This window comes from Lonepinella sp. BR2474 (assembly GCF_051851555.1).
GTDB lineage: Bacteria > Pseudomonadota > Gammaproteobacteria > Enterobacterales > Pasteurellaceae > Lonepinella.
In genome coordinates this window covers 166,501-179,974 of sequence record NZ_JBPDVH010000002.1, presented here as the reverse complement: position 1 = coordinate 179,974, position 13,474 = coordinate 166,501, and the positions used below count along the sequence as shown (strand labels likewise).

Annotated in this window: 13 protein-coding genes; 6 read left to right on the top strand and 7 right to left on the bottom strand. The window is 37.8% G+C overall.

The window, feature by feature from the left end; all coding sequences use genetic code 11:
- Positions 1 to 151: 151 nt before the first annotated feature.
- Both ACTG7Q_RS03730 and ACTG7Q_RS03725 read left to right on the top strand, forming a co-directional pair.
- The gene (locus tag ACTG7Q_RS03730; protein WP_439241029.1) at positions 152 to 580 is read left to right on the top strand and encodes a hypothetical protein; all 429 of its coding nucleotides are present in this window, start codon (positions 152 to 154) and stop codon (positions 578 to 580) included.
- Positions 581 to 648: 68 nt separating this feature from the next.
- The gene (locus ACTG7Q_RS03725) at positions 649 to 1,203 is read left to right on the top strand and encodes a hypothetical protein (RefSeq protein WP_439241027.1); all 555 of its coding nucleotides are present in this window, start codon (positions 649 to 651) and stop codon (positions 1,201 to 1,203) included.
- A gap of 77 nt (positions 1,204 to 1,280) precedes the next feature.
- On the opposite strand, the gene galE is transcribed toward ACTG7Q_RS03725, so the two are convergent.
- From galE to ACTG7Q_RS03690, 7 genes are all read right to left on the bottom strand, one after another.
- On the bottom strand, positions 1,281 to 2,297 hold the full coding sequence (gene galE / locus ACTG7Q_RS03720; protein ID WP_439241025.1) for a UDP-glucose 4-epimerase GalE: 1,017 nt from the start codon (positions 2,295 to 2,297) through the stop codon (positions 1,281 to 1,283).
- A 69-nt stretch (positions 2,298 to 2,366) separates the two neighbouring features.
- The gene (locus ACTG7Q_RS03715) at positions 2,367 to 2,546 is read right to left on the bottom strand and encodes a zf-HC2 domain-containing protein (RefSeq protein ID WP_439241023.1); all 180 of its coding nucleotides are present in this window, start codon (positions 2,544 to 2,546) and stop codon (positions 2,367 to 2,369) included.
- Between the two features lie 16 nt (positions 2,547 to 2,562).
- Positions 2,563 to 3,096: a sigma-70 family RNA polymerase sigma factor gene (locus tag ACTG7Q_RS03710; RefSeq protein ID WP_439241516.1), complete on the bottom strand. Its 534-nt coding sequence runs from the start codon at positions 3,094 to 3,096 to the stop codon at positions 2,563 to 2,565.
- A gap of 19 nt (positions 3,097 to 3,115) precedes the next feature.
- Positions 3,116 to 4,696 (bottom strand): peptide chain release factor 3, encoded by a 1,581-nt coding sequence (gene prfC / locus ACTG7Q_RS03705; protein WP_439241022.1) that lies wholly within the window; start codon positions 4,694 to 4,696, stop codon positions 3,116 to 3,118.
- A 136-nt stretch (positions 4,697 to 4,832) separates the two neighbouring features.
- Entirely contained in the window at positions 4,833 to 6,971 is a 2,139-nt protein-coding gene (gene pta / locus ACTG7Q_RS03700) for a phosphate acetyltransferase (RefSeq protein WP_439241020.1), read from the bottom strand.
- A gap of 70 nt (positions 6,972 to 7,041) precedes the next feature.
- Positions 7,042 to 8,238, bottom strand: coding sequence for an acetate kinase (locus ACTG7Q_RS03695; RefSeq protein WP_439241018.1), 1,197 nt, complete (start codon positions 8,236 to 8,238; stop codon positions 7,042 to 7,044).
- A gap of 381 nt (positions 8,239 to 8,619) precedes the next feature.
- Positions 8,620 to 9,336 (bottom strand): YwiC-like family protein, encoded by a 717-nt coding sequence (locus ACTG7Q_RS03690; RefSeq protein ID WP_439241016.1) that lies wholly within the window; start codon positions 9,334 to 9,336, stop codon positions 8,620 to 8,622.
- A gap of 84 nt (positions 9,337 to 9,420) precedes the next feature.
- On the opposite strand from ACTG7Q_RS03690, the gene ACTG7Q_RS03685 reads away from it, so the two are divergent.
- The 4 genes from ACTG7Q_RS03685 to ACTG7Q_RS03670 all read left to right on the top strand — a co-directional run bounded on the left by ACTG7Q_RS03685 (position 9,421) and on the right by ACTG7Q_RS03670 (position 13,473).
- Complete coding sequence (locus ACTG7Q_RS03685; RefSeq protein ID WP_439241015.1) at positions 9,421 to 9,774, top strand: RidA family protein; 354 nt, start codon at positions 9,421 to 9,423, stop codon at positions 9,772 to 9,774.
- A gap of 147 nt (positions 9,775 to 9,921) precedes the next feature.
- Positions 9,922 to 11,073 carry a methionine adenosyltransferase gene (metK, locus tag ACTG7Q_RS03680; protein WP_439241013.1) on the top strand — a complete coding sequence of 384 codons (1,152 nt, stop codon included), beginning with the start codon at positions 9,922 to 9,924 and terminating at the stop codon, positions 11,071 to 11,073.
- A gap of 164 nt (positions 11,074 to 11,237) precedes the next feature.
- Positions 11,238 to 12,362 (top strand): DNA cytosine methyltransferase, encoded by a 1,125-nt coding sequence (locus ACTG7Q_RS03675; protein WP_439241011.1) that lies wholly within the window; start codon positions 11,238 to 11,240, stop codon positions 12,360 to 12,362.
- 70 nt (positions 12,363 to 12,432) lie between these two features.
- Positions 12,433 to 13,473 (top strand): hypothetical protein, encoded by a 1,041-nt coding sequence (locus tag ACTG7Q_RS03670; protein ID WP_439241009.1) that lies wholly within the window; start codon positions 12,433 to 12,435, stop codon positions 13,471 to 13,473.
- The last annotated feature ends 1 nt before the right edge of the window (position 13,474 follow it).

Genomic DNA, 13,474 nt, shown 5'->3' with positions numbered 1-13,474 from the left:
TTTCCTTGGTTGTGAGATGTGTTGGGTTATGTTTTGGTTAAAAAATAGACGAGTAAGTAAAAGGCAATTGTGCAAAAAAAAAACAATGTTAGTATAGGAAGCAATCGCATTGAATTGCATAATTCTTAATCAACTTACTAAGGAAATTCTTATGAATGTTAAAATGAACAGAGGACTATTTTTATTAATAGCCATTATCCCCTTATTGATTATTCCTCTTATTATTGCTTTTCCAAATTGTTTTCGTATTCCTAGCCCTATATTAGTCTTAATCGTAGTGGCACAAGGATTGCTATTTTCGAGTTTAATTGTATACGCTGAAAATTTTAAATATTGGGAGATGACCAAATGTATAAGCTCAAAAAAAGTTTTTTTTACAATAATTGCTATTCTTACCGCTGTCGAATTTGGGAGCTATGTTTATTCTAGTCCAAAGCCAGTAGAGCAGCTTCTCTATAATGAGATACTTCCTTTTGTATTGGGTTTACTTTATATCTACTTTTTAGACCCGAAAATTCAGAAAATACTTAAACAGAATGATACAGACCAATTAAAAGAAAATTCATCTGAACAAAAATAAGTTTAAGCTATGTTTAATCAATGTATTGATTATCTTATAAAATGAGGTTTTATAAAAAAGGAACGAATATGTTAAAAAGTAAAATTAAATTAGGTTTCCTGTTGAGTTGTTTATTTATTTCACCAAATGTTTGGTCTTATGGTTGCAATGATTTTTCAAGAAGTAGCAATGAATATTGCACTCCAGATGGTTCAAGACTATATTATTATGATGAAGTAACCAAAGAAATGAAGAAAATTAAAAGTACATTTAGGGGAAAAACTTATACTTATAAAGATTTAATTCAACCTTTAAATCCTGATGAATTAGTTGGTTATAAAGAGTTTTCAAGAGATTTAGATAGCTTTAATCTTGAATTAGAGAGAAAATTAAATAATTTAACTGAGGCTCAATTTATGCAAGTCTTGCAAATTCGTGGTGATTACTTAGAAAAAATATTAGATAATAAATATTATGATTTAGGAATAGTTTATTCATTAATGGGAATTGATAAAATGATTATTTCTCTTTTTGATAAATTCAAAGTCAGCCCAGAAAATCAGAAACTATTTAAAACAGGTTCTGCTGAAAAACATAAGACTTTAGAGATTATGTCAAACTACATCAAACTTGTCACATATTAAATAAAAACACCGCAGTTTTAAACTACGGTGTTACCTTCACCCTAACCCTCTCCCAAAGGGAGAGGGGATTTTTGGGGTTAGTCTTTATAGCCCTTTGGATTATTTTTCTGCCAATTCCACGTATCACGCATCATAGCATTTAAATCTCGTTCTGCTTTCCAACCCAATTCTCTTAAGGCACAGCTAGCATCCGCATAATTTTCCGCAATATCGCCGGCACGACGTGGTGCGAATTTATAAGGCACCTTGATATTGTTGGCATGTTCAAAGGCATTCACCATATCTAACACGGAATAACCCACACCTGTACCGAGATTATAAATATGCAAACCGCCGTCATTTTCGTGACGAGCTAAGGCTTTTACATGTCCAATAGCCAAATCCACCACGTGAATATAGTCACGTACGCCTGTGCCATCTGGGGTTGGGTAATCGTTACCAAAAATAGACAATTCTTTCAATTTGCCGACAGCGACTTGGGCAATATAAGGCATTAAATTATTCGGAATACCGTTTGGATCTTCGCCGATCAAGCCACTTTCGTGGGCACCAACAGGGTTAAAATAACGTAATAGGGTAATGCTAAATTTCGGTTCCGCTTTGGCAATGTCGGTGAAGATTTGTTCTACCATTAATTTAGACGTGCCGTACGGATTAGTCGTGCCACCTACTTTGCAATTTTCGGTGACAGGAATCACTGCAGGATCGCCATACACCGTGGAAGAGGAGCTAAATACAATATTCCACACGCCCGCTTGTCGCATTTGTTCGATTAAATTGAGTGAACCGACCACGTTGTTGTGATAATACGCAATCGGTTTTTGCACGCTTTCGCCCACTGCTTTTAAGCCGGCAAAATGGATCACCGATTCAATGTGATTTTCCGCAAAAATACGCTGTAAAAGTGGGCTGTCTAAAATATCCCCTTGATAAAATTTGGCTTGTTTGCCCGTAATTTGTGCCACTCGTTCAAGGGATTTGGCGGAGGAATTACATAAATTATCCAATACCACTACGTCTTTACCGACATTTAATAATTCAACCACGGTATGTGAACCGATATAGCCGGCACCGCCTGTCACTAAAATTGCCATAATATTTTCCTTTTATTAAACTGAGTTTAACTAGTATAAATCCGATTCACCTTTTCACAAAGGGATAAATTATTCGGGTTTATTGCCTGCAAATTGTTTCATTAAATCGTGCATTTTGGCACATTGTGCTTGAAATTTTCGGCAATGTGGACAAAACATGACATGGGTTTTGACCCCAATTTTTTCGTTAAAATTGAGTTCACGTTCCTGTGCATCAGAAATTAATTTGGTGGCTTGTAAGCAGTTCATGGGTCATCTCTTATTTCTAATGTAATTTATGGGTTAAGCAATGTTGTAGTTGTAATCTGGCACGGTACAGCAAAATATGCAAGTTGCTACTGGTAATATCGACTTCTTGGCAAATATCCTGAGCAGAGTAGTCCAAATATTCTCGCATCATAAACACTCGACTTTGTTTGGCAGGCAAATGGGTTAAACAGGTTTCAAACACCAACCAAAATTCATCAGAATACACCGCACTTTCGGGCAAATTTTCGGGGGAATATTCGGCTTTCCAATGACCATGTTGATCAAAAAAGGAATTATCTTCTTCATCATTCACCAAATCGCTTTCCACCACAAAACGATCTTTCTGACGCAAATAGTCAATAATCTTGTTTTTCAGAATAGCGAACACCCAAGTTTTCAACGCCGATTGACGTTGAAAATTCTCAATATTTTTCACCGTACTTAACAAGGCCTCTTGCACGATATCTTCCGCCACGGTTTCATCTCGCAGTTGAAGTCGGGCAAATTTCAGCATTTGCTCCCGAATTTCAACTAGCTGTGCAGATTGCATTAAAGAGAGAGTTTGCACATTAATGTTCTCTGGTTTTGAAGAATGTCACATCAGGATAGCGTTCCTGAGCCAAATTTAAATTTACCATGGTTGGAGCAATATAGGTTAAATTATCGCCGCCATCCAATGCCAAATTCTGCTCATTTTTGCGTTTAAATTCTTCAAATTTTTTCACATCGCCACATTCCACCCAACGAGCGGTTGCCACGTTGACATTTTCATAAATCGCCTCGACGTTGTATTCAGATTTTAGGCGAGAAACCACCACATCAAACTGCAACACACCCACTGCACCCACGATTAAATCGTTGTTTATTAATGGACGAAACACTTGCACTGCTCCCTCTTCAGAAAGCTGTACTAAGCCTTTGAGTAATTGCTTTTGTTTAAGCGGATCTTTCAAACGAATACGGCGGAACAGTTCAGGGGCGAAGTTTGGAATCCCTGTGAATTTCAGATCTTCTCCTTGGGTAAAGGTATCGCCAATTTGAATGGTACCGTGATTATGCAAACCGATAATATCCCCTGCGTAGGCTTCTTCTGCATGGGTGCGGTCGCCTGCCATAAAGGTCAAGGCATCAGAAATCACCACATCTTTACCAAGGCGAACATGACGAAGTTTCATGCCTTTTTCATATTTGCCTGATACCACACGCATAAACGCCACTCGGTCACGGTGTTTTGGATCCATATTGGCTTGAATTTTAAACACAAAACCGCTGAATTTTTCCTCCGCACTTTCCACCAAGCGAGTGTCCGCTTGACGTGGCTGCGGTGCTGGCGACCATTGAGTTAGCCCATCTAAAAAATGATCTACGCCAAAATTACCTAACGCTGTACCAAAATAAACAGGGGTTAATTCGCCATTAATAAATAAATCGTGATCAAACTCATTGGAGGCACCTTGCACTAGTTCCAATTCATCACGCAACTGTTGAGCCAAATCTTCGCCTACGGTTTGATCTAACTCAGGATTATTTAACCCTTTGATAATACGGACATCTTGAATGGTATGCCCTTGCCCTGTTTGGTATAAATAGGTTTCATCTTTGTATAAATGATACACCCCTTTAAACAGCTTGCCACAACCGATAGGCCAAGTAATCGGGGCACAATGGATTTTCAACACATTTTCCACTTCGTCCAATAATTCCATGGGGTCACGAATATCACGGTCGAGCTTGTTCATAAAGGTAACAATTGGCGTATCTCGCAATCTTGTGACTTCCATTAATTTAATGGTACGTTCTTCCACCCCTTTGGCACTGTCAATCACCATTAAACAGCTGTCCACGGCGGTCAACGTGCGGTAAGTATCTTCCGAGAAATCTTCGTGTCCAGGGGTATCAAGCAAATTCACCAAACAATCGTTGTACGGAAATTGCATCACGGATGTGGTAATCGAAATCCCCCGTTGCTTTTCCATTTCCATCCAGTCCGATTTCGCATGAGCCTGAGAGCCTTTACCTTTTACTGAACCTGCGGTTTGAATCGCATTTCCATAGAGCAACACTTTTTCTGTAATGGTGGTTTTCCCCGCATCGGGGTGAGAAATAATCGCAAAAGTGCGACGTTTGTTTACTTGTTGTGGATAGGTCATTTTTTGTCTGTTTTTTTAAGAATAAAATTAATAACGTATTGTCGTTGATTTTGTGGGTGGGTGCAAGGTAAAAATTGGAGAAAAAACACCGCACTTCAATCACTCAAAGTGCGGTGTAAATTTTACGAATTTTTGCTTATTGTGTCGCTTGAATCGCTGTCAACGCAATAGTGTACACAATATCATCCACCAATGCCCCACGAGATAAGTCGTTTACTGGTTTACGCATACCTTGCAGCATTGGACCGATAGACACTAAATCCGCAGAGCGTTGTACTGCTTTGTAGGTGGTGTTACCGGTGTTCAAGTCTGGGAACACGAATACAGTCGCTTTACCCGCAACAGGAGAATTTGGCGCTTTGGATTTTGCCACATCTTCCATCACGGCAGCGTCATATTGTAATGGGCCGTCAATGATTAAATCTGGGCGTTTTTCTTTGGCAATACGGGTAGCTTCTTTCACTTTTTCAACATCTGCACCAGATCCTGATGTGCCTGTTGAGTAAGAGATCATGGCCACTTTTGGATCCACGCCAAAGGCTTTGGCTGAGTCGGCGGATTGAATGGCGATTTCCGCTAATTGTTCAGCGTTTGGATCTGGGTTTACTGCACAGTCACCATAAACTAACACTTGATCTGGTAGCAACATAAAGAAGATAGAAGAAACAATCGAGCTACCTGGTGCCGTTTTGATGATTTGCATTGGTGGGCGAATGGTATTTGCTGTGGTGTGAACTGCACCTGACACTAAGCCGTCCACTTCGTTGGCCTCTAACATCATGGTACCCAATACCACATTGTCTTCTAATTGCTCACGAGCTGAGGTTTCTGTCATGCCTTTAGCTTTACGCAATTCTACTAAACGATCCACATAGTTTTCACGCACGGAGGCAGGATCAATAACCGTAATACCTTTGCCTAATGTTACGCCTTGCGCTTCTGCTACACGTTGAACATCTGCTGGGTTGGCTAATAAAATACATTCTGCAATGCCACGTTCCGCACAAAGTACAGCGGCTTTAATAGTGCGAGGTTCGTCGCCCTCTGGCAATACAATGCGTTTTTTCGCCGCACGAGCTAATTCGGTTAATTGGAAACGGAACGCAGGTGGGGATAAACGGCGGATACGCGTAGAGGCAGCCGCTAATTGATTAACAAATTCTGCATCAAATTGTTCGCTAGTATATTGTTTGATATTTTCAATGCGCTCTTTGTCATCCACTGGCACTTCTAAATTGAAACTTTGTAGATTTAACGCCGTTTGCCATGTGTTACCCTCTACACGGAAAATCGGTAGGCCTGTGGTTTCAAAGGCACGTTGGCAGAGTTTGCTGATTTGTGCATCAATTTTGTAACCACCTGTTAATAAAATCCCCGCTAATTCTACACCGTTAGTGGCAGAAAGTGCGGCGGCAGCTAATACATCGGGACGGTCAGCGGAGGTCACTAATAAGCTACCGGTGCGGAAATGTTCCACCATATTTTGTAAGCCTCTGGCACAGAATGTAATGCCACGGATACGGCGTGTGGTGATTTCCCCCTCATGAAGAATCGCCGCACCTAAATGTTTGACTAAATCAATGGCACGGGTGGCAATGAGTTCTGCCGACCAAGGAATACAAGCTAACACTTTAATTGGGCTAGTGGCAAATAAGCGATAGACTTCACCGGCTTGATTATGGCTATGTTGATAAGAATCGAAGATTTCGGTTAAATCTGGACGAGTACGTTCGGATTCATCCACAGGGGCATTAAATTTGTTTACCACCACGCCGAGTAAGTTTTTATTTTCTTTGCCACCAAAAGAGGCTGCGGCGGCTTCAATACGTTCTTTTAATTCCACAGGGGTGTCATTACCCGGTGCGGCCACTAAAATAATTTCCGCATCAAGGGCTTGTGCGATTTCGTAGTTAATGCTGTTGGCATAGGAATTTTTGCGAGCGGGGATTAAGCCCTCGACCACCACAATTTCATTGTTTTTACTTAATGTTTGGTGCTGTTCAACGATTCTTTCTAATAAGACATCGGATTGATTGCGACCAATTAAGGTTTCTGCCACACTTAACATCACAGGTTCTGCGGTTTCAAGTGCGGTACTGGTGCGAACAATGGAAGTGGTGCGGTCTAATTTATCCTCACCTGAACTTGGTTGTGAAATGGGTTTAATAAAGCCGATCTTGACCCCTTTTTGTTCAAGTGCTCGAATTAAACCCAGACTTACGCTGGTTAAGCCCACGCCACTACTAATGGGAATAAGAATAATCGTTCTTGACATAATATTTCCTATATTGAGATTGTACTGAATGCAAAAGTAAACAGCCGATAATCATCGGCTGTTGTTGGGATTATTTAATGCAAAGACGAGCAGTGTCTTGTGCAATCACTAATTCTTCGTTAGTTGGAATTACCATAGCGATTGGTGACCCCTCTTTGGTAATTACGCCCTCTTTGCCGAAACGTGCGGCTAAGTTTTTCTCATCATCCACGTTATAACCAAATAATTTTAAGTGGTTTAAAGTGATTTCACGTACGTGAGCAGAGTTTTCACCAATACCACCAGTAAATACGATGGCATCTAAACGCTCACCGATAACGGCCATGTAAGAACCAATGTATTTAGCTAAACGGTAGCAATACACATCTAACGCACGTTTGGCTGGTTCTTCTTTATCGTAGTTATCTTCTGCATAACGGCAGTCGCTCGTCACTTCAGTTAAGCCTAATAAACCTGATTTTTTGACTAAGGTTTCTTCCACTTCGTCCATTGACATACCAAGATTTCTGTATAGATAGAACACGATTGCAGGGTCAATATCACCAGAACGAGTTCCCATCACTAAACCCTCTAATGGGGTTAAGCCCATGGACGTATCAATACATTCACCATGACGAACAGCAGACACTGAGCCACCGTTACCTAAATGGCAAGTGATGACATTCACTTTATCTTCCGCCACGCCTAAGCGTTTGGCGGCTTCACGGCTAACAAAATAGTGGCTTGTACCATGTGCACCGTAACGACGAATAGCATGATCTTTATAAAGTGAGTAAGGAAGAGCATATAAATAGGCTTCTTCCGGCATGGTAGTATGGAATGCAGTATCAAATACCACCACGTTTTTGTCTTTTAAGTGAGGGAAAATATTGAATGCTTCTTTAATACCGATTAAGTGAGCAGGGTTGTGTAATGGAGCAAATTGAATAGCGTCTTCAATACCTTTTACCACTTCATCTGTTACGATAACAGAGGAAGTAAATTTCTCACCACCGTGAACGATACGGTGACCGATTGCGACAATGCTGTCTTTTAATTCTTGAGTTAATACATTTTCAACGATAAATTTCAAGGCTTCGCTGTGAGCTGCACCGGCACCTAAATCGGCATTACCTTTTTCACCGTGAATTTTCCATTTAATACGTGCTTCTGGCAGATAGAACGCTTCAGCTAAACCTGATAATTTTTCGTCACCAGACACAGGATCTAAGATAGCAAATTTTAAAGATGAGCTACCACAGTTTAAGATAAGAACTAATTTTGACATAAATTAACCTATATTAAGGGTTGAAGTTAGAAGATATTCAGTAAATACTGAACAGACGTTTTAAAAGTCATAATGTGGTATAGAATACACTTTTCTGAGGATAAAATAAATTATTAAACAGAGAAAAATTGCATCTTTATCAAAAAAAGTTGAAAGTTTAAACATTTTTTATAAAGTGCGGTGTAAATTTATTGAATTCACCCCTTAAAATTGATATTAATCAATGAATAGGTGAATTAGACTTTTTATTTGTAAGGTTTTTGTATATGATTCCCGCATCAAGAGAAGATGCTTGATAATTCATAAAGTTCCTAAATAAATATAACTAGATAATAGCTAAACTACTTTCCTACCACCCAAAATTTGGGTGGTTTTTTTTATTTATAAGCTAGCAATTAGCAACTGGATAAAAAAGATCAGTGAAATAATTATTTCGGCTAAACCCACCTGTTTGGTGGAGAGCTTTTTCGTTGGCAATATAATGGCTCTGACTAATGGTGGCACAAACGCCAGTGCGAATAATATTTGTTGGAAAGGGAGGAAAGCGATTACACAAAGGGTATGAAAAACAATCGAAATGATCAAATAATAAGGATTTTTTCGCTCACGTAGCACTGATTTGACATAAAGTGTGACACCGATAAAAAATAGGCTAGGTAACACGGCAACCCACCAAATCCGTTGATCAAATTGGTTTTCCGCAAAATAATAGGCGGCCATTCCCGCAATCGCAAAAATCACAATGGCATTGAGATCATTGAATAAAGCACGTTCATTTTTTTGTTTTGCATAGTAGATACTGATGAAACTGAATGGAATAAACAATATAGCAAAATATAAAATTCTCCAATTATGCAAAAGTGCGGGAATCACAAAAATGAAACAGGCGACAGCATAAATGAGGGTCCATTGTTTATAGAAGGCGAGATTTCTTCCTTTAAACAAATTGAGAAAAGGGTAGCTCATTAAATATAAGGAAAACCAAGCGAGCAGTAGAAAAGCATGTTGCCAAATGGGGTGGGAAAGCAACATGCCGTATAAAAAGGGCATTAACGCCATCACAATGGCGCCGTGTTGGTTGGAGATTAATAATTTCATGCTTAAATAATTGATTGACAAAATAAGAAATTTTCGTTTATTTTAGCTTTCCCTTATTTAAAACACAATCCAAAGGAAGTAAACATGACAATTCAACGTTTTCACATTAGCAAGCGTTTATCCGAAGTAACCGTATACAATGGCGTTGCCTATTTGGCGGGACAAATTCCAGCCAATACGCCAAATCAACCTATCTATGAGCAAACGAAAGATGTATTAGCTGAAATTGATCGTTTGTTGGCGGAAGTTAATTCCGACAAAACCCGTATTTTACGGGCTGAAGTTGTATTGGTGGATATGAATGATTATGCCGAAATGAACCGTGCTTGGGACGAATGGGTGGCCGACAATAATGCGCCACCACGAGCGACGATTCAAGCGAAATTAGCCAATGAGGCGTGGAAAATTGAAATTGTGATCACCGCTGCAACAAATTAATCACCCTTAAAAAACAGGTAATGTGCATCACTCATAGCATATTACCTGTTTTTATTTTCAGATAAAAACAAAATAAAATGCTTGCATTTTAGGCAAAAATGCGTATTATAGCCGTCTATACTTCTAAATGAAAAATTAAGGAACATTATGTCAAGCTATTTGTTTACTTCTGAAAGTGTATCAGAGGGACATCCTGATAAAATTGCCGATCAGATTTCAGATGCGGTGTTAGATGAAATTTTAAAACAAGATCCTAAAGCACGTGTCGCCTGTGAAACCTATGTAAAAACAGGTATGGCGTTGGTTGGCGGTGAAATTACCACTTCTGCTTGGGTAGATATTGAAAACTTAACCCGTCAAGTGATTTGTGAAATTGGTTATGAACATTCTGATATGGGATTTGATGGCCATTCTTGTGCCGTATTAAATGCCATTGGTAAACAATCTTCTGATATTAATCAAGGGGTTGACCGTGCGAATCCATTAGATCAAGGGGCGGGCGACCAAGGCATTATGTTTGGTTATGCCACTAACGAAACCGATGTATTGATGCCAGCCGCCATTACCTACGCTCACCGCTTAATGGAACGTCAAGCACTAGTGCGTAAAAATGGCACCTTAGATTGGTTACGTCCCGATGCGAAAAGCCAAGTCACCTTGAAATATGATAATAACAAAATTGTCGGTGTGGATGCCGTAGTGCTTTCCACGCAACATAGTGATACGGTGAGCCAAGCCGATTTAATTGACGGCGTGATGGAAGAAATTATTAAGCCGATTTTGCCAGCAGAATGGTTAAATAAAGACACGAAATATTTTATTAACCCAACAGGACGTTTTGTGATCGGTGGTCCAATGGGCGACTGTGGTTTAACTGGGCGTAAAATTATCGTGGACACTTACGGCGGTGCCGCTCGTCACGGTGGTGGTGCATTCTCGGGCAAAGATCCATCTAAAGTCGACCGTTCCGCTGCCTATGCCGCACGTTATGTGGCAAAAAATATCGTGGCAGCAGGGCTGGCAGATCGTTGTGAAATCCAACTGTCTTATGCGATTGGCGTAGCGGATCCAACCTCTATTATGGTGGAAACCTTTGGTACAGGCAAAGTGAGCAATGAATTGTTAGTTAATCTTGTGCGTGAGTTCTTTGATTTACGCCCTTATGGTTTGATTAAAATGTTAGATTTAATTAAACCCATTTATCGTCAAACCGCCGCTTATGGACACTTCGGACGTGAGCAATTTCCGTGGGAAAAAACGGATCGTGCAGAAGAATTGAGAAAGGCGGCTGGGTTGTAGTTTTGATATAATTGAGAGTAAAGTGGGCGAAATGTCCACTTTTTTATTACTAGCTTAATATATTGATGTGTAAACAGAGTTAAAACTAAGTGACTAACTTATCGCATTTTATGGGCAGAAACGCTATAATGTGATTTAATTCTAAGATCCAATAGTAAAATACAATGCGACAATTAACAATAAATTTTGATTATGATATTCCCAAGTTAGACTATGTTATAAAGAGTTCTAATTTGCATAATATTGCGCCTCTTAAAATACAGGAAAATGTGAGAGAAGATAGTTATAGATTAAAGTTCATTGATCTTTTTTCAGGTATTGGGGGATTCCACTATGCATTACATAATCAGGGGGGAGTATGCGTTTTTGCTGCTGAATGGAATAAACAATGTCGAGAAACATATCAAGAAAACTTTAAAGAAATATCCCCCGAGTTATTTAATAATAATCATTTTGCAAGCGATGTAACGTTGGTTGATCCTAACTCTATTCCTGAACATGATATTTTGTGTGCAGGGTTTCCTTGTCAGCCTTTTTCTATTTCAGGAAAACAACAAGGTTTTAATGATACTAGAGGAACGCTTTTTTTTAATGTATTAGAGATTATTCAATCCAAACATCCTAAGGTTATTTTTTTAGAAAATGTAAAACATTTAGTTCATCATGATAATGGTCGTACTTTAAAGGTAATAGTTCAAAGTTTAGAAAAGTTAGATTATCAAGTTGCTTGGAAAGTATTAAATGCAAAAGACTTTGGTTTGGCACAAAATAGAGAACGTATTATTATTGTTGCACATAAAAATAAACGGTTTGATTTTAACAAATTAAAACATAGACCCTCAGTAAAAATTAAAGATATTTTAGATAATTATGACGATGAATATTTGAGTAAGAGTGAATATACTTTATTAGATGAGAGTTTGTGCAAAAAGCAGTCATCAGGTTTGATTTTTTGTGGCTACCGTAATAAAACAATTCGAACTACTGGGGTTCGTCCAAATACAGAACATTTATCAAGAGTGCATAAGCAACCTAATCGCATTTATCATATAAATGGTACACATCCAACAATTCCATCGCAAGAATCATCAGGACGTTTTTTTATTTATGATAATAAAGGTGTGAGAAAATTAACTATTGATGAATGTTATAAATTACAGGGATTTCCAAAATCGTTTAAAAAGCATAGTCAATTATCTGCTTGTTATAACCAAATAGGTAATTCAGTTGCTATTCCAATGATTGAAGAAATTTTTATTCAAATAAAATCTCAACTATTAAATGAGTAATGATAAAATGATAGATACAGATTTTCGTCAAATATTGACAGATTGTTATAGGAAGTCACAAGATATTGTTATGGATTTAGATAATGAAATAATAAACAATGTGGAATATATTATTTCTCGGATTGATAAAAATAAAGGAGTTTATACTGTTTTAATTACACTTGCTTTATATAAGTTTACTCATCCAACACAGGATATTCGTCAACATAAAATTGAACTAAAAAATGGTTTTTCTGGTCGTTCTTTTGATACTCAATATGTCACACCTGTTTTAAAGGAATTAGGTTTACCTGCAATGGCAGAAAGTGGCTGGCTAACAAGAAGTTTAGAACAGGCTTACGCTTATGACAAAAATTATAATGGGAAAATTACCCCTAAAGAACTTAAAGATGCTTTTTTAGATACAGTGGAGAATATCAATAAAAATCAACAGCAAGCTAAAGATATTTTGTTATTGTTATTAAAGGGTGGTTTTCAATTTCAACAAGAAAATAAAATCACTATTAATAAAATAGATCTACTTGATATAGATATTAATCTTATTATTCAATTATTACAACAACACTTTTCTGAAAATTACCATACTCATGGTGGTTCAAAATTACCAGTTATAGCTTTTTATGCGATATATTCTATTTTGGTTACTGAGTTAGGGAGATTTAAAAATTGTATTTTGTCTCCCTTGGGCAGTCATACAGCTTCCGATCGAACTTCTAAAAGTGGTGGTGATATTGAAGTTTTGAAAAATGGGAAAGTTTTTGAATCTTTAGAAATTAAATTAGATAAGTCACCAACAATGCACATGGTGAGAGTAGCTTATGATAAAATCAATAAGTTTTCAATAAGTCGTTACTATATATTGTCAGGAGTAAGTGCTAATAATATAGAACAAGAAGGTATTAATAAATTAATTCAAGATATTAAACAACAACATGGATGTCAATTAATTGTTAATGGTTTATATTTTAGCTTGAAATATTATTTACGTTTGATTTCTAATCCAGTGCTATTTATGAATAAATATATTGAATTAGTAGAACAAGATAAAGAATTGCAGTTAGTACATAAGCAAAAATTACAAGATCTTTTAATTCAGTTTGATATTTTTTAGA

Bases quoted from the DNA above. Each gene is read 5' to 3' on its own strand.
- ACTG7Q_RS03690 (WP_439241016.1), bottom strand. From the start codon at position 9,336: ATGAAATTATTAATCTCCAACCAACACGGCGCCATTGTGATGGCGTTA.
- ACTG7Q_RS03715 (WP_439241023.1), bottom strand. From the start codon at position 2,546: ATGAACTGCTTACAAGCCACCAAATTAATTTCTGATGCACAGGAACGT.
- ACTG7Q_RS03725 (WP_439241027.1), top strand. From the start codon at position 649: ATGTTAAAAAGTAAAATTAAATTAGGTTTCCTGTTGAGTTGTTTATTT.
- prfC (WP_439241022.1), bottom strand. From the start codon at position 4,696: ATGACCTATCCACAACAAGTAAACAAACGTCGCACTTTTGCGATTATT.
- ACTG7Q_RS03730 (WP_439241029.1), top strand. From the start codon at position 152: ATGAATGTTAAAATGAACAGAGGACTATTTTTATTAATAGCCATTATC.
- ACTG7Q_RS03710 (WP_439241516.1), bottom strand. From the start codon at position 3,096: ATGCAATCTGCACAGCTAGTTGAAATTCGGGAGCAAATGCTGAAATTT.
- ACTG7Q_RS03695 (WP_439241018.1), bottom strand. From the start codon at position 8,238: ATGTCAAAATTAGTTCTTATCTTAAACTGTGGTAGCTCATCTTTAAAA.
- metK (WP_439241013.1), top strand. From the start codon at position 9,922: ATGTCAAGCTATTTGTTTACTTCTGAAAGTGTATCAGAGGGACATCCT.
- ACTG7Q_RS03685 (WP_439241015.1), top strand. From the start codon at position 9,421: ATGACAATTCAACGTTTTCACATTAGCAAGCGTTTATCCGAAGTAACC.
- ACTG7Q_RS03670 (WP_439241009.1), top strand. From the start codon at position 12,433: ATGGATTTAGATAATGAAATAATAAACAATGTGGAATATATTATTTCT.
- ACTG7Q_RS03675 (WP_439241011.1), top strand. From the start codon at position 11,238: ATGCGACAATTAACAATAAATTTTGATTATGATATTCCCAAGTTAGAC.
- galE (WP_439241025.1), bottom strand. From the start codon at position 2,297: ATGGCAATTTTAGTGACAGGCGGTGCCGGCTATATCGGTTCACATACC.
- pta (WP_439241020.1), bottom strand. From the start codon at position 6,971: ATGTCAAGAACGATTATTCTTATTCCCATTAGTAGTGGCGTGGGCTTA.